Origin of the sequence: Ktedonospora formicarum (genome assembly GCF_016587355.1) — a bacterium.
GTDB classification, from domain to species: domain Bacteria; phylum Chloroflexota; class Ktedonobacteria; order Ktedonobacterales; family Ktedonobacteraceae; genus Ktedonobacter; species Ktedonobacter formicarum.
Genome location: NZ_BNJF01000001.1, coordinates 1,701,022 through 1,722,945 on the forward strand (window position 1 = coordinate 1,701,022; position 21,924 = coordinate 1,722,945).

Genomic DNA, 21,924 nt, shown 5'->3' on the forward strand with positions numbered 1-21,924 from the left:
CGCGGTAGGAGCATACAGACTTCGGAGGAGGAAGAAGTATGACCGGGCAACAAAATCAGACAGACCCCGTCTGCTATCTTGGCATTGATGGAGGGGGCAGCAAAACACAGGCCATCCTTGTTGATACTCAGGGACTTGAGATAGGCCGTGGACAGGCTGGTAGTTCTAACTATGCAGCGGTAGGGCTGACCAAAGCAGTCGAGCACATCACGAACGCCGTGACACAAGCCAGGGCTCAGATAGCTGATACATACATAGTAAGCAAAGCCTGGATTGGACTGGCAGGGATCGATACTCCCCAGGGTCACACCGAGATGCTTCCTCATCTCCAAGCCCTTGCGCGCGAGGTCTTGCTAACGAACGACGCAGAACTTGGCCTGAGCGCCTTACCACAAGCAGTCGGCGTTGTACTGATCGCAGGCACAGGCTCCATAGGACTTGGGCGAGACCAACACGGACAGATTCAACGCGCCGGAGGTTGGGGCCATATCCTCGGCGATGAAGGAAGCGGCTATGCTCTTGGGCAACGGGCCCTACAAGCTGCCGTTCGCTTTGCTGATGGACGCGGGCCTGCGACAAGCTTGCTAAAACAAATTCTGAGCCACTGGCAACTTACCGAACCGTATGAACTAATCACTAAAGTCTATCCAGGCGAAGAGAAAGCTATGATCGCACGGCTCTCCATCTGCGTCATTCAGGCTGCGAGCGAGGGAGATGCTATCGCTTCCACGATTCTTAAGCAGGCGGCCAATGAACTCGCAATGACTGTATGTGCGGTCGTGCGCAAGCTCAATTTCGCAGCACAAAAACTTCCGCTTGCACTCAGTGGTGGCCTGCTCATTCACGAACATATTTATCGTGAGCTTGTCTTAGCACAACTACACCAGCAATTCAAAGCACTAGAGGTTACACTGGTCAATGAGCCAGCGCTCAGCGCCGCAAAGGCCGCTATTCATCTCGACAATCTTGCGACGTGGAAACGAGCATAGGAAATCCTCGAGAGACAGGAGAATAGGCCTTCACTAATGCTAGTAGAGGGCCTATTCTTAAAGACACAGATATCTCTAGACAGGGCGAATACGATCGGAATATCGTTGAATCAGCCCAGCGTTACGTTCAATCCCTCCAGGAACATTTGAAGAGAGAAAGACAGGAACATCCTGCCCCTTCGCCATCAACTGGCCTATAATCTCGGCGGTTAAGGCTTGCGCAATCAAGGCACCAGTGATCGAAGAGATAGCGCAGGCAACACTACCATCAGGTAAAGTAAGCAACGCATCCCCAAATGGCGATTGATTATCAATCACAATATCCGCAATCTCGCAGAGGCGCTGACCAGAGGCATGGCGTGGCGACATCTGCCATGTATGCTCAAGAGAGGTCACCGCAATCAACATATGTCCTCGTTGCTTTATCTGCCGAGCGACTTCAACAATGGTGACGTTAATGCCAGCATTTGAGCAGATGAGGAAAATATCCTGTGGTTCGATATGATAACAATTCAGAAGTGCCTCACCAGCCTGGAGATTACGCTCGATATCGGGATGCATTGCCACTTCGGGCGACCAGCCAGCATGCAAAACCAAATCTTCTAGATCCAGCCGATTTACTGGAACCAGCCCCCCAGCACGCCCTGCCAGTTCCATCGCGAACGCCCGCGAATGTCCTGTTCCATAGGCATGAATCACGCCATCTCGTTCGATACAGTCAACACATGCGCGAGCGGCACTTCTTATCGTCTCAGCTTGTGTCTTCTGTAAACGCTCTACGGAACGCATAGCCTTCTGCCAGTACAACTCCAAACCAAATACGGTTTGCATGTTGTCATCTTTATATGAATCTGTCATAGTATTCTTCTTTTGTTTGCTAACAGGCATGCATTCTTCTGTTAATCATCATTATACCTCAACACAATAAGCAATGCTCGCATCCTTTTATCCTCATATCTCGTAATAAAAATGTCACTAGCTACATAAATTTTTATATAAATGGCAATGGTTCGAACCCTCTTCTCATATGCCATTTGGCTCTGCACTAAGAAATCTCTAGCAAGAAGTGGTCCAAACAATTTCATTATAGGTATTTTCCTGATCCTCGCCTCTATACAGCACAACGCCTATAAGGCTATGGGATTGGACGGGGCTCTTCAAGTGCTCGCACAACAGCCCTTTGGAGCCATTTTACTAGGAGTCGTCGCTTTTGGGCTCTTCTCCTATGGCGTCTATTCGTTCGTTGAGGCGCGCTATCGCCGCATAGATAGCAAAATAGGCAGCCTCTAACAATCAGGCACTCCGCTTACTATATTGGGCGTATCAGCGCGCTTACCGCAGACTCATATCCTACTAAGAGTTGAGATAAATCGCTAAGAAAACGCCCTACTCTCTCTATCTGAGCAATGATTTCATCGCGCTTCTGTGGATCACTGCTCAGGTTTTCTTCGAGAAACTTTAGAAAGAGTAGAGTATCTGTCATATGAGCATAGAGAGCGCCTTTGTGAGTATTCAGTTGCTGATGTTTCTCAAAGACTTGCATGAGTTGCGCGAAGGGAGGACTCCCAATACCCTTTATTCTCGCCTCAGTAGAGGCTGCAGCTTGCCTTTGAAGGGAGGAAAGCTCTTCAGTATTAGAGAGTGACGCCTCCGATACAGCCTCATGAGCCTCCAATGTTTCAGTGAGGGCACGCACAAACTCGAGAAACATATAATAGAGGTCGGCAATAAAGCCCCGTACTCTATGGAGAGCATCCTCAACTGAGCGTTGCTGCGCGAGACAAGGGTATCCCTCCTCATTTGGGTCTGTGGCAGCTTGTACCTCGTCAAGGGTTGACATCACTTCGTTAAAGCGCACAACAAAGGCATCCAGAGTATTCCCATTCCCCATATGAAGATATGTATGGTAGACCTGGTAAAGGGCACTCAAAGACCCTTTGCTGGCTGAAAACTCCTGCTTTTCCGCTTCCTGGAATCCAGGTACCTCCATTGAGGGTTCCGTGAGTTGCTGCTGTACAGGAAGATCTACTGTGTCTTGTTCACGTATAACATGTGACGACGAGAGGGGACCACGTAAGAACTGGAGCGTCTTCTCAATATCAGCAACCAGTTCCATCCGCTGCTCCTGCCTCAGAGCCGCCTCATACTTCACCATACTCAAACAAGCCAGGACCGTCGCAATAGCATGCTCCAACTGTGACATCGGAGGTTGCGGCCAGGTATCTCGCATCATGCACGCCCCCTTCTTAAGTACTCTAGGAATTCACATGTAATGTGACAGGAATGATCTGTGGGCTCTGGTTGATAGTCGCACCACGACTATCATAAGCCACAAAGGTGATATGCCCCTGGTAAGTTCCCAGGATTTTCCACTTGGTATTCACATTCACAGTCAACTGGGTACCACCACCATTGTCTACCCATGTTGATGATCCCAATACAATCCATTGTTCATCAGCGCTTACATTCCAGGTCACTGGATAAGAACACGCTCCCGTTGCACTGATACTGATTGTCTGCGAGGATGGGCTAGAATCCAGCAGAGACGACTTAAAAGATAGTGAACTGGGAGAGATAGCCATCACACACGGCTGCCTCACATTAAGGGAGACAGTGAGCGTCTGAACGGCATCAGCAATGGCATTTCCAGCCTCATCTGTCGCCGATAGCAGTACTTGGGCATTGTAGCTACCAGGAGCAAGACTACCAGCGTTGACATGAACCGGAACATCGGCTGTTGTTCCAGCATTAAGAGCAATTTCATGCGTATCCACTTGGAGCCAGGGCACGCCCCCTGTAGCATGCAACATGAGATCAGCCTGACCGGTATTAGCAATAACCACATTTTGTTCCACGCCACTATTCTGTCCTTGCACAATGTCGAAGGCAAGTTGAGAAGGGGAGAGAGTCAATCCAGCGATCTTGGATTGCTCCCCTATCGGAGAGACAACAGCCTGAACACTAATAGTCTGACTGGACTGCGCTGCCACAATCACCAGCGAGCCAACATATGTCCCTGGTTTGAGGCGTGACGCATCAATCTGTACAACCAGATCCGCGCTATCACGCGAAGAGAGTGTTCCCTTGGCAGGTGTCACATGCAGCCAATCGTTCTGTGAGCTGGCCTGCCAATCAATCTTTCCCTTACAGCTAGGCGCAACACTCAAATCTAAATTCTGAGGAGCGCTCTTCGGCTGACCAGCACTGGCATGTAAAGCCAGATGCTCAGAACTGGTACTGACGCTACAAGGTGGGCGCACACTAAGAGATAGCGCGAGAGACTGCGGATTGTTTAATGTTTTCTGATCTGCCTGAAGAGCAACAATACCGCTATAGACATCTGAGAGTAAAGATTTACTCTTTACGCGCAGATGAACCAACTGCGTCTTGCCTGGCTCTATAGTCCCCTGAGTGGGTTGTATACTCAACCAATCGAGGTGAGTTTGGAAACCCATTACCTCAGAGAGTGATGCCATTTGTACCTGACTGGCAAGTGACCAATGCAGGGGCTTATTTCCCAGGTTAGAGACGACTAGCATTTGCTCCGCCGGGTCCGCAACCCCATCCAAACCAGTAAAAGAGAAGGCAGCCGGTGTCATGCTCAATACAGGTCCAGGATCATCGGGCAAAGGTCTTACTGACATCTTCACCGTGACTTTCTGGGAACTACCAGTACTGGCAACAAGCAGAATAGTTCCTGTATAATCGCCAGGCTTTAATCCCGCCCGTGAAGCCACCAATAGCACAGTCTGCCCACTACTGAAGGCTCCTTGCATTGGTGTCAGCAATAGCCAGGGACGATCGCTGCTAGCAACCCAGGAGATCATTCCCCCCCCGTATTGCGTAAGTGTAAAGACTGAATAGAATTAGAGCCCTGCAAGCTCGATCCCATATCAAAATGGTCCTGGCTCAATTGCATATGCGGCGGTTGTGCTGGCCCTATACCAACAATTTGGAGGGGAGCGCTGGCGACATAACGAGTCATCACATCTTCCGCCACAACCACATGGTTTCCGGGCTCCCAACGCTCATCAATGCGCAAGCGCACCTTAGCCTGCCCAGTAACATCCATCTGTATATAAGTACCTTGTTGTCCAGCGATCTGATCGATACGCACGACTTCCTGGACATCTCGGGTCAAACGTACACGCGCGCGTGAAGCAAAATGGCTCAGACTGACCTCTACCACCTGCCCCGGAGACGCTGCATTAGTAGCCAGGCGCAGCAATGGATGAGAGGTTTCATCATTGCTTCCAGATTGGCGGAAAACAAACGCGGCCAACACACCATCTACAAGCAGAGCCAATAGAGAAAGGGCTGCAAGCATCAGGAATATTCTCTGCCAACGGCCAGGCCGCTTTTTCAGGCGAACTCCTGGCCTTGGCGTGGTTGGAGCCTGACTAGAAGGGAATGATATTTCCTCTGGAATAGTCGATACTCCCACAGGAGTAGAAGATTGAGAAGACTCAAACGTCCCAATTGATGGCACTTCCATCAAGGACGTCATACTCCCCTGCCCTCCAGGAGAGAAAGAAAAAACTGAATGCTCATCATTTCGAGGGCGCTTTAATAAAGCAATCTGACACTGATTACAAAACATTGTATTGTTAGCATATGGAGTATTGCATCGTAGGCATTGGCGCATTATCCCGCTCTTTCCACTCATTCAAACACTATGACCACTTATACCACAGGACGGGTATCACACATTATTCCCCTGCATTTCACACAGAGATACAGGTACAATTTTTAAATATGCAAAATATTTGCTTACCCATATTCTACAATGTTAACGTATAATTAACGAGTTATTGCCCCATTAGTCATGTTATCATATATTTCATTGCATAAGCATGCATCCACTAACATGCCTTAGAAGCGAGTGCCTCACGTACTATCTTTTTCATAATCCTCATAGTACATTTTTCAAGGGCGCGATTTTGTCTTCCCATAAGAAGGGACTCCAGTCGAATATATTCGACTGGAGTCCCTCTCGCAGGAGACATGCACAACGGACCTACTCGGCATGCATGGAATAATATTTCCCCAAATCACTACTATGGGCAACGGCAAAATCCACGAGTTCTCTCTCTATCTCTTTCCAGGTGAGCGCTTCTGCCTGTTTGACATCAATGTTCTCATTGCCACGCAACGCGGTCAGCATTACATCAGATACCCGTTGACGATATGAGAAAAGATACGACTGCTGGTCAGTTCCCTCAGGCATAGCCCGCAGATTAATATGTTCTACAGGATAAAACTCGTCTGGCTCAAATACCAGTGATAGCAGTTCCGCATATTGTTCTATTAACTTCTGTCGATGCGGAGAAAAGTAGTCTGGTACCGCGCTAGAGACAAGAAAGCACCCGGCGACTCTGGATTCTCGATAGATCGGATAGGCGGCCGCACCTTTCTCCCATTTATCCCAATGGATCGGACGCAACCCTTGCTGCTCTTTACTACGATTCTGCACAACGCTATGCTGGCAGCGGCCAACGACATAGCCAGAGAGCGATCCTAGCCCTAAAAAAATAGCGTATGGCTCCAGATTAGGAGGCCAGGGCGATGTACCAAAGCCCATACGCTCACGTAAGCTGTAGACTTTGCCATCCGTCGAAGGAGGAATACATTGAATAAGCGTGACAGCCATACCCTGCTGTTGAGGATCCAAACGATCCAGGGCATGACGCAGAATCAAATTGGCAACGTTCCAGGAGCGTTGAGCATGGGGAGCAGAGGCATATGTATGAAAGACGCGAGCATACAAATCGGACGAAATTAGATCTTGCTCCTCATCCTGCTTATTTAATTCCAGGCCAAGGGGAAAATCGGGAAATTCACGCGCAATAAGTTCCTGCATTTCTGCACGATGCTGCTGAGATAAAGCCTGAAGCAAACGACGTAAATGCTGGTATCGTGGTCTAGAGGTGTTGCTTGCCCAACGCCCCAACGTCACAGCATTAATTCCCACAACACCCGCGATCTTCTGCCTTTCCTGCCCATCCCGAATAATATCATTAAGCATTTCACGCCACGATGTATATTTTTCCACTTTTAAACCTTATAAATACACTTCGGACTTTTATACATTACCGCATTTTTTTCAATAATAACAGCATTTTCTACACTGCGTCAATTGTGCCACCATACTTTTTTATATTTCTTTATGAAATCCTAATACACTGCTTCTATGCTTGCTTCGCTGGGCGCCCTTGGCAAGCGAAAAAAGGGCATAGCCATCTGGTAATGGGGCTCTTGTCTTTTTGCATTTTAAACACTATATTATATGTATTCAACCATAATACATCTTTATTAAACAATTTTCACCTTTAAATGGAGTTTTTAAATGCACAAAAGCGAGCCACTTCCTATAAACAAGCAAGTAGCCTTATACTATAAAACACCTGTAGAAGCGATCGAAGCCTCATTATCCCAGCTCTCTGAACAAATCTCCTGGCTGATAGCTGAGGGGTGGGTGGAGGAGAAGATTACAACCTATATACGCCTCTTCGACACAGATGAAGATACTTTCAGACGCCTCATTGATGCTATAGACGCAGGCAAGTTTGGCGCGGTGTTTGTATTCTCAGTGGACCGCCTTTTCTCTGATGTAGAGCTAGGCATTTTCATCAATGCTTGCCAGAGCAATAATGTTGAGGTGCTAACTCCAGTTGAGAGATACAACCTTTCAGATGATGCGGAATTAAGGAAATTGCGAGACCACCACGATGCCTATACCAACTATATCAAATACAGAGAACACTTAAAAGTCATGTGCGAGTGCTGGGAGATGCTCAAAGAGCAAACAAATACATGTATACCAGCAGAGACCGCCTAAGCAAAATCCATCTTCTTTCACGTAGGGATACAGCACAAATTATGTGCTTCTGTGCAGTATGATGCACTTCAACTGTGCTATAGCATATATCAGGTAGAGATCTCTCGCCCTTTTTACAAACAATCCTTAGCTGCTATACACAACCGTCCAGGTGGCAAGTGTTCTATGCTCAAGGTGGTAGGAACCTTCATCGGCGAAGTCTGGGTCAATGGAGACAGGTAGAACACAGGTAAAGGTGCTTCCATTCCCTTGCACGCTCTGTACATCCAGGCGTCCGCTATGCCGCTCCATAATCTTGCGAGCTATATAGAGCCCCAATCCAGATCCTTGCTGCTCTCCTGATTGCTTACTACCAATTGGCACGCGATAAAATTGCTCAAAAATGCGTTTCTGTTCTTCTTCTGGAATACCCATTCCTTGATCTTCCAGCATCATCATCGCTTCATAACCAGACTGTTGCAAGCGAATAGTAATTGGTGCGTCAGGGCCTGAATATTTATGAGCATTTGAGAGCAGGTTCACAAGTACCTGGCAAATACGGTCCGAGTCCACATCGACCTCTATACTCTCCGCCACAATTTCGCTTGCCAACCTCGCGATCCCTCCCGCTGTATATTCGTTAAGCACGCGTTGGCAGAGTGAAACCAGGTTCACACGCTTACGATGCAGCACAAACATATTGGATTCCATCATTGAGGTGTCAAGCAGGTCTCTCACCAGAATCTCAGTTCGTGAGATGACATGCTCCATATCCTCAAATCCCTGCCTGAGCACCTGCGTATCTACCTCATGATCAAGCTGATTACGCAAGAATTGAGCCATATCTTTCAGGCCAGAGAGCGGCGTCTTGAGCTCGTGTGAGACAATACGCAAAAACTTATCTTTGGCCTCGTTCGCGTTCGCCAGTTCACTTGTGCGCTTCTGCACCAACCATTCCAGAGAACGGGCATGCTGGGAGAGTTCAATATGCTGCTCCATTACCTGGCGACGTAGTTGATAGGCCTGAATAGCTCGTTGCAGAGCCGCCACAAAGGAATCGCGATCGATGGGTTTAAGGATATAATCATATGCGCCTCCACGGAGCGCGCGAATCGCCAGATCATATTCACCGTGACCCGTGATAAGAAGCGTGGGAGTCTCTGGGCGTAGCTCCCGCACTCGCGAAAGCAGTTCTAACCCATCCATTCCAGGCATCTTAATGTCACTCACAATGGCATCATAGTCGTGCTCCTGAATCATTGTCAGGGCACGTTCGGCGGCATCACATGTATCGACCTTGATATTATCGCCCATACGTAGATAGAGAGTCTGTGGCAATGCCTTAAGCAAAGCAGCATCATCATCAACTATCAGAATAGTAGGTGTTGTCATAACGCTCTCAGTACCTCCCGGCCCCAAATAACAAAAGTCACGAACACAAAGCTGTTTCTGGTACGCCTCTAGAGAAAAGATGGTTTCAACGAGAGAGTATTATCCCATAGGCATGCGCTTGCCTAAAGCCGCCTGGTAAAACAATCTATGATAGAGCCACTCCGACGACTTTAGCGTAAAGCATTTCCCTGGCGCCACCTGGATCCCAGACGTATACCAGGTACCTCGATCAGGCGATAAAAGAGATATGCGCACGGAAAGACAAGTAAAGCAGCACATATCCAGAATACCACATATACCAGGATATTGTTTAGAAGAGCTGACAAAGGTAGAATTAAAGGCACAAGCAACTGCAAAATTGGATTATGCCAGATATATAAACTATATGAAACCTGGCCAAGTTTGCAGAGATACCTTTGCTCTAAGAAAGACTTGACACCAAAACTCCCAAAGAGGAGGGCAAGCAAGCAGAAACCAAAACCAAGCGCATATCCGAGTTCAGTCAGCCAGCCTCCTGCGCCCAACCACGGCCTGAGCAAAGGGATTTCAGTGGTAATAGTCGCCATACCAAATAGCCAGCCCAGCCCCAGGAGAAAAAGCATGGGAGTCAAACGCTGAAGCCACTGGCTCAAGCGGCGTGAGGCATCTGCCTGCGAGGTATAGGCATAAATAAGGCACAAGAACATACCAACCGCGAAGTCTTCTAGATATTTGCCACTCTGCCCATAAAATATAGCCAGCAAAACATTGAGAAACTGGCGCGGAACAAGTACGCTTTCCTGTGTATGAGTGGAAAAGTATGCTCCACAATAACGAGTGAAAAGCCCCCACCCAATCAGCACCGCCAGCCCACCTAGCACAATCCAGCAACGCCATTGCGTCTGAAAACGCTTACACAGCCAATAAAGACCAAAGGCCAACAAAGGCAGGCACATATAAAACTGCCACTCTACCGCCAGGGTCCAATAAGGACCATTGATATGCTGATAAGTCTGAGGGGACATATCCATCAAAAAACTCAGAAAGAGGCCCGTGTCACGCCAGCGCTCCGGGCGGAGATATTCTGGATATGCCAGCACAATCAAGAGTATGAGAGAGGCATAATATCCTGGCAAGATCCGACACATGCGCTTCAAGTAGAACTTACCAGGCTCGGGCCACTTCTTATCAAAAAGCAGCGCCTGCGCATATGGCAGAAACAACAAAAAGCCTGAGAGAACAAAGAAAAGGGTCACGCCAGACCAGCCAGAAAGGGCCAATGCTGTCCCTATCGATCCAATGGTATTACCGTGCCAGATATGAGCCTTGAAGGTATGATAGTTCACATGGTAAATAATCACCAGTAAGCAAGCTATTGCTCGCACGCCATCCAGAACTACGATGGATGGTCTGGATGGCGTGCTAGGCTGACTTTCAGCCATAGAAGCCATAGTTTGTTCCTCCCTAACTTCTTCGTCAATCCAATAATGTTCATCATCGCGCGATGATTTCTTTAAAAACACTATTTAATACAGTAGGCACAATGTATAGAGTGACACAAAAAATAGTCAACCGGAGAACTCAAGTGTACCATAGTACTTTCTTAAGCCTCTTGATGTAGGCGAACACGATGTGCAGAGAGGGGGTAGAAGGGGCAGGAAAGCTCAGCAGACATGAATAGGACACGCATTCATCTCTCTTACACCAAAAAACCACAATTGATAGCCCTATGTATAGACATAACCATCCCTATCTTTTGTATAATAATCCTTGGACCATCATCGGATAGATGCATTACAACCAGTAGGCATGGAGGCGTAACCGGTAGAACATCGAGCATACATCCTAGAAGAACCACAGGTGGCGCACTCACTAATTTCCACGGAGTCGCATATTAGCGCTATCTGTCTGGCTGTTTGAAATAGAACGCCTCCCACATTACAATCATGTTAAAAAAAGAAACCAGGAGCCGTCATGAACACGGAACAAAAAAAGCGGTCAAAGGCTTCCGAGATCAATACTAGCCGGATGCCAGACACCGCAGCATTGGCGAATGAAGATAAGAGTACGCTTCTCAAGTACTACTATGAGATGGTACTCATCCGCCGCTTTGAAGAGAAATCGGGTGAGATGTATAACAAAGCCCGTATCGGCGGCTATTGTCATCTTAATCTCGGAGAGGAAGCCACGGTTGTTGGCTTCTGCCACGGATTGCAACCAGAAGATTATATCTACGCCAACTATCGTGAGCACGGATACGCACTCAGCCGTGGTATTCCTAGCAACGCGGTCATGGCCGAGTTATTTGGAAAAGCTACGGGTATTACCAAGGGCCGCGGTGGCTCTATGCATCTCTTCGATGTCACACGCCACTTTATGGGAGGCTATGGTATCGTTGGCGGACAGGTTCCCCTCGCGGTTGGAGCCGCGTATGCCATCAAATATCGCGATGGCAAGGGGGTTGTTGCTTGCCAGATGGGTGATGGGGCAACCAATGGTGGTCCATTCTATGAATCACTCAATATGGCAAAGATTTACAAACTACCTGTTATCTTCTTTATCGTTAATAACCAGTATGGCATGGGAACACGCGTAGAAGCAGGTTCAGCAGTTGCTGAGCTTTACCGCAAGGGCTGCGCATTTGATATAAACAGTGTGCGTGTCGATGGCACCGATGTGCTCGCTGTTCGTGACGCAATGCTTTCAGCCGCCAAGTTAGCCCGTGAGAAGAGTGAGCCTAGCATTATTGAGGCGGTGAGTTATCGCTTCCGAGGGCACTCGGTGGTTGATCCTGACCGTTACCGCGATAGGGATGAGGTTCAGCGCTCGCGAGAAACGTTTGATCCTATTAGCAAATACACTGAACAGCTCAAGGCTGCTGGCATCCTTGATGACGCCAAAATCAACGAGGTCGCCGAGCAGGTCGAGCGGGAGGTCGTTGAGGCCGTTGACTTCGCAGAAGCCAGTCCTTTCCCCTCGCTAGATACGCTGTACGATTATATCTACGCTGAAGACACAGCAACTCACTAGGGTTTCTAAGAAAACCAGGGACCTTTCAACATGGCGAGCGCTGATCCCCATGTTGGGGCACTGCGTACTCAGGTTTTCGCATCAAGAGTAAGGTTTAGGGAAGGGATTGTATTCATGGCAGAAATGACATTTCGGCAGGCACTCCACGACACCTTGCGCGACGAAATGTTGCGCGATCAGGATGTCTTCCTGCTTGGCGAAGAAATCGGCGTCTTTGAGGGCTCCTACAAGATTACCGCGGGCCTCCTCAAAGAGTTTGGCCCCAAACGCGTAGTTGATACGCCTATCGCGGAGAATGGCTTCGTTGGTATGGCGGTGGGAGCAGCAATGCTTGGTCTGCGCCCAGTCGTGGAGATCATGACTATCAACTTCATCATGCTGGCAATTGACGAGATTGTTAATCACGCGGCAAAGATTCATTATATGTTCGGTGGACAGACACCTGTTCCCATGGTTATTCGTACCCCAGGCGGCGGCGGACAGCAGCTCTCCGCGACTCACTCGCAAAATCTTGAGGTTTGGTTCTCCCATGTGCCGGGACTCAAAGTTGTTGCTCCCTCAACCCCTGAGGACGCGCGTGGTCTGCTCCGCGCCTCTATTCGTGACAACAACCCGGTGCTCTTCCTGGAGAATCTGGCACTCTATAATACCAAGGGCGATGTTCCAGAAGATGATTACACTATTCCCATTGGAAAGGCTCGCGTTGCCCGCGAAGGCCGTGACCTGACAGTGATCAGCTACTCACGCATGGCTTCCATTGCCATTGAGGTTGCTAATCGTCTGGAACAGGAGAGCGGCTTAAGCGTTGAAGTCGTTGATCTGCGCTCTCTGCGACCGCTGGATCGCGACACCATCGTCAAATCTGTTCAGAAGACCAATCGTGCTATTATTTTTGAGGAAGATTGGCGCTCATATGGCGTTGGTGCCGAAATCGCGGCTACACTCCAGGAAGAGGCGTTCGATTATCTCGACGCTCCTATCAAACGTGTAGCTAGTGTTGAGGTTCCCCTTCCTTACTCAAAACCACTCGAACTCGCCGCGCTCACAGGAGCGAAACAGTTGATTGAGGCCATCAACGATATCGCACCTCGCCGCAAAAGGAGATAACATACAATGCCCGAAGTAAGCATGCCCCGACTTAGCGATACCATGCAGGAAGGAACCATTACGCGCTGGCTTAAGAAGCCGGGCGATGAGGTAAAACGGGGCGATATCATCGCCGAGGTAGAAACCGATAAGGCGAATATGGAGATTGAGGCCTACGACTCAGGAGTCCTTGAACAGATTTTGACCCAGGAGGGTGAGGCTGCTCCTATCGGCCAGGCTATCGCTATCATTGGCGACGGCTCAGGCGCGAAACAGACCCCTGTAGCCAGCGCCCAGGCTAGCTCGGCAAGTACTAACGGCACGACAACACAAGCGATCAGCCAATCTGCCGCCCCCGCAGTCTCGGCTCCAACTTTTGTGGAGGCTGCTCCAAGTGAGGGTCGTCTCAAGGCTTCGCCTCTGGCGCGCCGCATTGCCGAGGAGCATAGTATCGATCTGGCGCGGATTAAAGGAACAGGCCCAGGTGGACGCATTGTTCGCGATGACCTGGAAGATTATCTGGAACAGCAGCGCACAGTCGCTCCTGCACAGCCTGCCCAACCTGCACCTCAGGTTCAAGTGCCCGCCGCTTCTCAGGCTTCCATTCCAGAGGATTCTGAAGTCATCAAGATCTCTTCGGTACAGAAGAAGATTGCCAACCGTCTGCTTGAATCTAAGCAAACAGTGCCGCACTTCTATGTCAGCAATGAGATTGACATGACCGATGCCCTGGCTTTGCGCCAGGTCCTCAATGGTGCCGCTGGCGACGAAGGTATAAAGGTCAGTGTTAACGATTTGATCGTCAAGGCATGTGCTCTGGCATTGGAGAAGTTCCCCGATGTTAATAGCTCCTACCGCGATGGTCAGTTCATTCGCCACAAACACGTCAATATTGGTGTGGCTGTCGATGTGCCGAATGCCCTTGTGGTGCCAGTAGTTAAGGACGTCAATGTTAAAGGCGTGCGCACTATCGCCAGGGAGACCCGCGAACTGATCCAGAAAGCACGTAACAACAAGCTTTCAGTGTCGGATTTGAGCGGTGGAACTTTCTCGATCTCCAACCTGGGCATGATGGATGTCACTGGCTTCAACGCAATCATCAATCCGCCCGAGGCCGCTATTCTCGCTGTCGCCTCCACGCGCAAGACCTTTGTACCGGTCGATGGGCAACCTGTTATACGCGATATCATGCCATTGACGCTCTCCGCTGATCACCGCATCCTCTATGGCGCGACCGTCGCACGCTTCCTCCAGGAAGTTAAGAGGCTGCTGGAGAATCCTTACGCCTTGCTTGGTTAGCAGAGATTCTACTCACAAGAATTATGAGGAGTAGGTACGGTAAAAATTTGCCGTACCTACTCCTTTCTTTATGCACAATAGTATCCACTAAAATAGTGTTCTATGTGCGTTTATAAAATAGACGATGTTTCTTCACCCACAGGAGATAGTACCTATGACTCGTGCAGATTTAATGCAACTCTTGCCGACAATAGTAACCATCGTTTTACCCCTGCTCATCTCCTTATCAGGCGTACTCTACAAAAATCTGGTTCAGCATCTACCTGAGCAACGACGCACACTCGTTGAGCAGGTAGTACGTACGGTTGTGACTGCCATTGAGCAAGCTACAAATAGCGCGATGGAGAACGCTGATAAGAAACAGGCAGCAATACTGCTGGTACAACGCACGTTACGCGACCTTGGTTTAAAGGTTTCGCCCGACACCATCGCGATCATGATCGAAGCTGCCGTCTATGCCATGAAACAGGACAAAATGGCACCACAAAATACAACCAACACATCAACTCCCTACGCACCAACCCCATACTATCCAACCTATTATTATCCGACCCCGATGCCCACCTACCAGCCAATATATACACACGCCTGAGCACATACCCACTCTCCACATCGCTCTGGTAGCACTCCGCTACCAGAACCATATACAGCATTTATAGATCCGCACCCCTACATCTATGACCATACTCTACAATCCTGGTATACTGGGAGCATCTCTCATATCGTCCCACCGAGGCATATAGAAACTAAATCAACAGAGATAATCATAGGAAACGAGCTGGCATTCTAACCTTTTTGTTATTTTAGCGTAGTACAAGATGTACAAGCCCTGTTAGGGTTTCTACGAAAGCCAATGTCTTCGGCATGGCGAGCGCTGACGCACTCAGGGTTTTCGAAGAAGGATTTACTCACAAGAAGAGGAAGGCATTATGGGCACATCAGCAAACCAGGACCCAAATCAAAGCAATCAATACGGTGGCTATAGCGGCTATAGTGGCAATACGCAATCTTCACAATCCCAGCCACAATATAATCCTGATGACCCCTATGGGGCGTCAACAGTCAATGAACCCGCCTCCGCCACAAGCGGATCGCAGCAACAAACAAGCGGTGGGCAGCAACAACAGCAGCAGAGTTATGCTGACCAACAACAACAGCAGCAACAATACTCTTACCAACCGCCACGCAGCGCGGTTGAGCGTCAACAAGCCTATGATCAAACATCCACAGGAATGAGCGCGCGCAGGGCTGCTGTCTGGAGTTACGCGCTTGGCCCATTAAGCGGTATCTATTTCTTCATTCGCGAACGCAAGAACCGCTTTGTGCGCTTTTCAGCGGCCCAATCCACACTCTTTTCGCTAAGTGTGCTTGTGTTGGCAATTGTGCTCTTCCTACTCTCCAAAATAGCCTTTATTGGTTTTCTTATCGGGCTCTTTGGGTGCGTCTTTAATGTCATCTTCATAGCTCTGGCGGTGGTCTGGGTCTTCCTCATGATTCAGGCATCACGCGGCGTTAAGTTCAAGCTCCCCATTCTAGGGAACTATGCCGAGCGCTTACAGGGTAAGAAGGGACAATAACATCTTAGATACATGAGCAGATTGTGCCTCGACTCATATAAAAGGCGATACGGATAAAGCTAAGCATAGCCTCCTGGAGCAGATTATCCATGCCAATATCAAAAGTGGCGAAGTCCATGTTGGACTCCGCCTACTCTTATTTAAAAGTCAAAATACACAATGCTCTGGAAGTTACAGATGCTTCATATTGACGTTTGTCCAGCGCAAAGCATCAATAATATTAAATACAGTAATTGCGAAAGGCTTCAGCGAAAAGAAGGGTCGAAGCAAAACGATCCTCAGGTCTCTTTGCCAGGGCTTTCAGCAACACCATATTGACAGACGTTGGGAGCGAAGGATTATAGGTACTTGGCGGCTGTGGAGGCATGCTGGTATGCATATGCCTCATAGTTTGTTCTGTCGCTTTCTGGAAAGGGGGACGACCAGCCAGAAGCTCATACATCATAGCTGCCAATCCATACTGATCCGAGGCGGGTAGCACCCGACCTGCCCACCGCTCAGGAGCTACATAGGGATGTGATTCCTGGGTTGGCATAAAGAACAATCCCTTCGATACCGCCGCGAAATCAGCCAGCATCAAATGCAGTTCACCTAGATTCTTCCCCGATCCCTGGATCAAGATATTCGAGAACTTAAAATTTTGGTAGAGCACCCGATTCTCATGCGCGAACTGCAAAGCCTCAGATAATTGCATCAGGATCGGGAAGACATCGCGTGGCCCAAAGACCTTATTCCCGCCATGCTCCCACAGCCAATCCGCAAGCGAGCTCTCACAAAGTGGCATCGTTTTAAAGACAAATGGCACTCCACTGATATATGAGTTTCCCGTATTCAACACCGGCAAAATATGAGGATGCTTGGCCGACCCTAACAGTTGAGCCTCCAACTGAAAAATGTTATCCTGCTGCATCATCGTCTCATCGCCAGGAGAATAGCTCTCGGTAGGATATGCTTTAAGCCCAATATCATTCTCACGAAGGCGATCATACGTTCGATACACATTCTTACTGATTGGTGCCCCAACACGATAACGCCCTAGCTCCTGCCCTTCAATCGAAGGAAGTCGCATTTCCACCGCTCTCGTCAAAGCATATGCCGATCCATTCATAGGGTTGGATGGTCGAGGTGGCATCTGCTGTGAAGGCGATGAGGGAAACTCCTTCTGAGGAAGGCGAGATAACTGGTCAGTTGAGGGTGTTTCCTGTGCTGTTTGTCTCGATTGTGTTGACTGAAATGAACCATACACCTGCATATCAATTTCCGAGGGCGTCTGATTACTGCTTCTACTAGGTGCAGTATGTGGCGTTCGGCCCCATGTGGAAGTCGTAGGAGAGATATAAGGATCATTCACAGTATTAAAGGCATTAGGCGGTGCGGGCGTATAATTTGACGAGGAGTTAGACAGATTTACGGATTGCGGTCCCTGTCCTGGTTGCATAGATTCCTGCCAATTTAATGGTGGTTGTCCGGCAACAACATTGCGCGGCTGAGATAGCAGGCGAATCATTGTGACATCCATGTTATAGCGCTGCTTGGATTGTGTAAGTAAGCGCTGAAGAAAGAAGCGGTCATTTCCTTCCTCATGCCCAATTACAACGGCAAACGGCTGTAACGTTCCTCGCAGTACCAGCGTAAATGCATCTAGAGCGGACGTTGTCACCACGGATTGATACCCATTTGTCGCGAGCAAATGCTTGATGTAGCGAGAGCGGCTTTCATTGGGATCAATAATTAAAACCTGCTGAGCGGTGTGCATTCGAGGCCCCATCCCACTTAACGTATATCCTTGCTGTCTCGCCTGCTGCAAAAGATTCAGCAAAGGAACACGTGTGTTTTCAGGCTGCTCGAAGGAAAATGAGATTTCGTGCTTGTCAGCGTTCACCATAACACCTGCTCCTAAATCTACGGTGTCTCAAAAAAGTACATGCTTCCCCCCATTAGTAGAGTACTACAAATCAGTCATCAAGAAAAGAGCTTTTATCACTAATTTTAGCTATAGGCTAAATTTTTTTAATAATTGCTTTTCTAGCGCCACAGAAATATTGCTAAAGCAGACATGCACTTAAGGGCTGCTACGGCACTTTCACTTTCCTTTATGCCTACAAAAAACCTCACCATTATGCTTCTATTATAGCAATTTGCATCTTAAAGAATATCATGGAATTCGCGTAATCGAGATATAAATTTACAGCCCTACTATTCTACTTGGGAACAAAAGCCCATCTACGAAAAAGCATCACACCCTCGTTTTCTCTGGTAAGGGCACGGCAGGGCAAGGGACCGGGGGATTTTGTAGAGGGCCTTACCCTATCGTGTTCCTTCTTTGAGCAGCCAATCTTATCTCAAAGCAATGCACCTATCAGTTGCCTCTTTAGCCGAGGGAGCTTCGTTGAGAGAGCACATACGCGTGCTGAATGAGCTGACACGCGCGCTCGCCAAAACTCTGAAAGCGTACATCACTTGTCTGCCCACGCTTCCAGCGCACATAGATTTGCTGCAAAATCACAGCCAGCTTGAAGTACGCGAACGTCATATAGAAATGCATATGCTCCAGATCCCGCCCACTCCGGCGTGCATATAACTCCATAAACTCGGACTGTTCATAGAAACCGGGCGACGTCGTGACGGTGGGCAGCATCGCACGCAACTCTGGTGCATCTGTGGGACGTACCCAGTAACTCAGGGTTATCGCCAGGTCAAAGAGAGGGTCACCAATGGTCGCCATCTCCCAGTCTAGGACAGCTACCGGATGCGCCAGGTTATCCACATCTAGCAAAACATTGTTGAGTTTAAAGTCATTGTGGATGAGACTCGCGGCAGTATGTGAGGGAACATGAGAGCTTAACCACAGCAACAGCGACTCAAGCCCGGGTATATCATCGGTTTTCGCGCGCTGATAGCGCCCAATCCAACCTTCGACCTGGCGAGCAAGAAAGCCCTCGGGGTGACCAAAATGCTCCAGACTAGCAGCTCGCCAGTCAAGCGCATGGATACTCACTAGTGTTTCAACCATCGCGCGAGAGATACGCCGACAGAGTTCTTCATCTGGCTTGACCCCTTCAGGAAAGGATTCATTGAGGATCACACCGCGTCGTCGTTCCATCACATAGAAAGGGGCTCCAATGATGGAAGTGTCAGTGCATAGACAGTACGGTCTTGGTGCCAACGAAAAGGTATCGTGTATCTGCCCCAGTAGGCTTGCTTCACGGCCCATATCATGCGCTTTGGGAGCTACCGGACCTAGAGGCGGTCGCCGTAATACCCCTTCCCAGGTCCCGATTTTAATCAGGTAAGTGAGGTTAGATGCACCAGATGGGAACTGACGAATCTCCATCGTATCTACTGGCTGGATAGCCAACTCCTCTATCTGCGCACGCAAATAGTGCTCTACCTTATGCGCGTCAAAAGCTTCGCCTACGCGCACTGCAATCGTCTCGTTATTTTTAGTCACGCAACCTCCCTGTAACGTCCTGTACAACAGCGTACAAACAGTAACACTACCTGTATGTCACTGCTACTGGTACTCTTTAAGGGCTATCTTCTGCTATAGAATATCACAGTTCGGCATCAACGCTTTATGAGATCAATCTATTCCCATAATTGCAATCCTTCGCCTCTTCTATAGTACATATACACTATTTACCACTCAATTATAGTGAATATTTCTCAACCGATAGTGGTACTTTTCTATACGTTTATTCAAAATGCGTGAAGAATATCGCCAATCACGCTAAGCTTGGCTTAAACGCGATCCCTTTCACCGGCATGAGTATATACAGCCTGAGAGGTATCACCTTCTGATGCGGCAAGCCTCAAGCTGATTGTACTTGTAAGAGATAAGCATCGTATGAGAAGGAGCTAACATGAAGCTTTCCACACGCAAATGGTCCTTCCCTCTGGCGCTCATCGCTCTGCTACTGCTAGTAGCAGCGATAATAGCCGCCCAGGTTCTTGGGAGTCACCTCGCGGCATCCGCAAACGGCCCAAATCATGGACATGAGCTAGGGCAGCGTACTAAACTGTCTGGGCATATGGCCCCCTTACTCAAAAAGTATAAGCCAATGCATGCATCCAATGGGCAACAGACATTGAATCTGGCAATCTCGCTCAACCTGCGTAATTCGTCTGAATTGGACGCGCTCCTCGCGGCACAGAATAATCCACACTCTCCGCTCTACCATCACTATCTAACATCACAGGAGTTTGCCCAGCGCTTCTCCCCCACACGGCAAGAGGTACAACGCGTTACGGCCTATGTACGGGCGAATGGGCTACGCGTAACAGGCATCTCCTCTAACAACCAGCTCATCAATGTGAGTGGCACGATGGAGAATGTCGAAAGAGTCTTTAATGTCTCTATCTCCGATTATAATCTCGATGGACATATCGCCTACGCGCCTACCAACGAGCCGTCGGTTCCGGCTGATATGGCAAACATGATTCTGCATATATCGGGACTTACGAATGCAGCACGCTATCAACCCCAGCTTACAGCTCTTCCGGGCAACACAAGGCAACGTCACCAGGGACCTCAGGGCGGCTATACGCCCACCGAGTTGCGTACAGCTTACAATGTGACACCGCTACTGCAAGCTGGAAATGATGGGACAGGTCAGACAGTTGCACTCTTCGAACTTGATGGATATACTCCATCGAACATCGATACGTACTTACAGCAGTATGACCTGGGTGCTCCCAAATATTCGAACGTGCTAGTCGATGGTGCGACCAATACCCCTGGCAGCGGCGCGGTTGAAGTAGAGCTTGATATGGAGGTTGTTTCCGCCATCGCGCCAGGAGCGAACCAGAAGGTATACATTGGCCCAAACAGCGATACAGGCGTCATCGATACCTACAACAAGATTGTTACAGATAATGCGGCCAAAGTGGTAAGCATCAGCTGGGGACTCTGTGAGCAGAGCTCAGGAGATGCGATGCTTGATAGTCTGAACAATATCTTTAAGCAAGGAGCCTCACAGGGGCAGGCCTTCTTCGCAGCTTCTGGCGACGCGGGCGCATACGACTGTGGTGATAACCAGCTCGCTGTCGATTCGCCAGCCAGTGATCCCAATGTCGTTGGCGTTGGAGGCACCAGGCTTCAACTTAGCACCAATGGCACCTATCAAGAAGAGTCAGTCTGGAGTGACCCAACCACTACGGATCGCGGTCCCAATGGTGTAGGTGGGGGCGGTGGTATTAGCTCTCACTTTAGTCGTCCCACTTACCAGGACGGGGTCCAGGATAATGCTAATCGTACAGTCCCTGACGTTTCGGCTGATGCTGATCCCCAAACAGGGTACTCTGTCTTCGCGACTGGTAGATGGGGAACAGTTGGTGGCACCAGTGCGGCGGCTCCACTTTGGGCCGGGATCGCGACTCTGATAAACCAACACTTAAAGGAGCAAAACCAGCCTACATTGGGAAACGCGCACACGCAACTCTACAATCTCTTCACCAAGCAACAGACTGCGGCACCTTTCCACGACGTCACAACAGGTGATAACCTGCATTACCAAGCGACACAAGGCTATGATCTAGCAAGCGGGCTTGGAACACCCAATGCCTGGAATATCGCGCAAGATCTGGCCGCTACCAACAACGGCGATGGTAATGGTGACGGCGACACTGGAACCACTACCTAATAACGGAGGCAGGTAGACGGAGCCATGTACCCTAGACTGAAGCTCAGTGCCTACATATGCAGGGCGCAAGTCTTATAAACCCTGCTAGAAAAAATGAATAAGCACATCTCCTC

At 49.0% G+C, this 21,924-nt stretch carries 18 protein-coding genes; 9 read left to right on the forward strand and 9 right to left on the reverse strand.

Annotation, left to right across the window (positions count from 1 at the left end; translation table 11 throughout):
• Positions 1 to 38: 38 nt before the first annotated feature.
• On the forward strand, positions 39 to 989 hold the full coding sequence (locus K3T82_RS07340; protein WP_220192830.1) for a BadF/BadG/BcrA/BcrD ATPase family protein: 951 nt from the start codon (positions 39 to 41) through the stop codon (positions 987 to 989).
• Between the two features lie 75 nt (positions 990 to 1,064).
• On the opposite strand, the gene K3T82_RS07345 is transcribed toward K3T82_RS07340, so the two are convergent.
• The gene (locus tag K3T82_RS07345; RefSeq protein WP_220192831.1) at positions 1,065 to 1,847 is read right to left on the reverse strand and encodes a sugar isomerase domain-containing protein; all 783 of its coding nucleotides are present in this window, start codon (positions 1,845 to 1,847) and stop codon (positions 1,065 to 1,067) included.
• A 147-nt stretch (positions 1,848 to 1,994) separates the two neighbouring features.
• Between K3T82_RS07345 and K3T82_RS49025 the strand changes: the two genes are divergently transcribed.
• Positions 1,995 to 2,279, forward strand: a complete 285-nt coding sequence (locus K3T82_RS49025; protein ID WP_268886651.1) for a DUF1206 domain-containing protein — start codon at positions 1,995 to 1,997, stop codon at positions 2,277 to 2,279.
• 19 nt (positions 2,280 to 2,298) lie between these two features.
• Here K3T82_RS49025 and K3T82_RS07355 read toward each other — a convergent pair whose 3' ends face one another.
• From K3T82_RS07355 to K3T82_RS07370, 4 genes are all read right to left on the reverse strand, one after another.
• Positions 2,299 to 3,222, reverse strand: a complete 924-nt coding sequence (locus K3T82_RS07355) for a hypothetical protein (protein ID WP_220192833.1) — start codon at positions 3,220 to 3,222, stop codon at positions 2,299 to 2,301.
• A gap of 22 nt (positions 3,223 to 3,244) precedes the next feature.
• A complete protein-coding gene (locus K3T82_RS07360; RefSeq protein ID WP_220192834.1) occupies positions 3,245 to 4,816 on the reverse strand; it encodes a BACON domain-containing protein in 1,572 nt (523 codons plus the stop codon).
• Positions 4,813 to 5,484 carry a hypothetical protein gene (locus K3T82_RS07365; protein WP_220192835.1) on the reverse strand — a complete coding sequence of 224 codons (672 nt, stop codon included), beginning with the start codon at positions 5,482 to 5,484 and terminating at the stop codon, positions 4,813 to 4,815. Before K3T82_RS07365 ends, K3T82_RS07360 begins: the two co-directional genes overlap by 4 nt.
• Before the next feature lie 522 nt (positions 5,485 to 6,006).
• Positions 6,007 to 7,041, reverse strand: coding sequence for a hypothetical protein (locus tag K3T82_RS07370; RefSeq protein WP_220192836.1), 1,035 nt, complete (start codon positions 7,039 to 7,041; stop codon positions 6,007 to 6,009).
• A 294-nt stretch (positions 7,042 to 7,335) separates the two neighbouring features.
• Between K3T82_RS07370 and K3T82_RS07375 the strand changes: the two genes are divergently transcribed.
• Positions 7,336 to 7,827 carry a recombinase family protein gene (locus K3T82_RS07375; protein ID WP_220192837.1) on the forward strand — a complete coding sequence of 164 codons (492 nt, stop codon included), beginning with the start codon at positions 7,336 to 7,338 and terminating at the stop codon, positions 7,825 to 7,827.
• Positions 7,828 to 7,953: 126 nt separating this feature from the next.
• On the opposite strand, the gene K3T82_RS07380 is transcribed toward K3T82_RS07375, so the two are convergent.
• Positions 7,954 to 9,198 carry a hybrid sensor histidine kinase/response regulator gene (locus K3T82_RS07380; protein WP_220192838.1) on the reverse strand — a complete coding sequence of 415 codons (1,245 nt, stop codon included), beginning with the start codon at positions 9,196 to 9,198 and terminating at the stop codon, positions 7,954 to 7,956.
• A gap of 170 nt (positions 9,199 to 9,368) precedes the next feature.
• Positions 9,369 to 10,628, reverse strand: coding sequence for an acyltransferase family protein (locus K3T82_RS07385; protein ID WP_220192839.1), 1,260 nt, complete (start codon positions 10,626 to 10,628; stop codon positions 9,369 to 9,371).
• 523 nt (positions 10,629 to 11,151) lie between these two features.
• On the opposite strand from K3T82_RS07385, the gene pdhA reads away from it, so the two are divergent.
• The 5 genes from pdhA to K3T82_RS07410 all read left to right on the forward strand — a co-directional run bounded on the left by pdhA (position 11,152) and on the right by K3T82_RS07410 (position 16,169).
• The gene (gene pdhA, locus K3T82_RS07390; RefSeq protein WP_220192840.1) at positions 11,152 to 12,207 is read left to right on the forward strand and encodes a pyruvate dehydrogenase (acetyl-transferring) E1 component subunit alpha; all 1,056 of its coding nucleotides are present in this window, start codon (positions 11,152 to 11,154) and stop codon (positions 12,205 to 12,207) included.
• Between the two features lie 114 nt (positions 12,208 to 12,321).
• Positions 12,322 to 13,314 (forward strand): alpha-ketoacid dehydrogenase subunit beta, encoded by a 993-nt coding sequence (locus K3T82_RS07395; RefSeq protein WP_220192841.1) that lies wholly within the window; start codon positions 12,322 to 12,324, stop codon positions 13,312 to 13,314.
• Between the two features lie 6 nt (positions 13,315 to 13,320).
• On the forward strand, positions 13,321 to 14,592 hold the full coding sequence (locus K3T82_RS07400; RefSeq protein ID WP_220192842.1) for a dihydrolipoamide acetyltransferase family protein: 1,272 nt from the start codon (positions 13,321 to 13,323) through the stop codon (positions 14,590 to 14,592).
• Positions 14,593 to 14,746: 154 nt separating this feature from the next.
• Positions 14,747 to 15,184 (forward strand): phage holin, LLH family, encoded by a 438-nt coding sequence (locus K3T82_RS07405; RefSeq protein ID WP_220192843.1) that lies wholly within the window; start codon positions 14,747 to 14,749, stop codon positions 15,182 to 15,184.
• Positions 15,185 to 15,521: 337 nt separating this feature from the next.
• A complete protein-coding gene (locus K3T82_RS07410; RefSeq protein WP_220192844.1) occupies positions 15,522 to 16,169 on the forward strand; it encodes a DUF4870 domain-containing protein in 648 nt (215 codons plus the stop codon).
• 220 nt (positions 16,170 to 16,389) lie between these two features.
• Here the strand turns inward: K3T82_RS07410 and K3T82_RS07415 are convergent, their stop codons facing one another.
• Positions 16,390 to 18,054: a serine/threonine-protein kinase gene (locus K3T82_RS07415; protein WP_220192845.1), complete on the reverse strand. Its 1,665-nt coding sequence runs from the start codon at positions 18,052 to 18,054 to the stop codon at positions 16,390 to 16,392.
• 486 nt (positions 18,055 to 18,540) lie between these two features.
• Positions 18,541 to 19,620 carry a phosphotransferase family protein gene (locus K3T82_RS07420; protein WP_220192846.1) on the reverse strand — a complete coding sequence of 360 codons (1,080 nt, stop codon included), beginning with the start codon at positions 19,618 to 19,620 and terminating at the stop codon, positions 18,541 to 18,543.
• 412 nt (positions 19,621 to 20,032) lie between these two features.
• Between K3T82_RS07420 and K3T82_RS07425 the strand changes: the two genes are divergently transcribed.
• Positions 20,033 to 21,811 (forward strand): S53 family peptidase, encoded by a 1,779-nt coding sequence (locus K3T82_RS07425; protein ID WP_220192847.1) that lies wholly within the window; start codon positions 20,033 to 20,035, stop codon positions 21,809 to 21,811.
• Positions 21,812 to 21,924 lie beyond the last annotated feature (113 nt).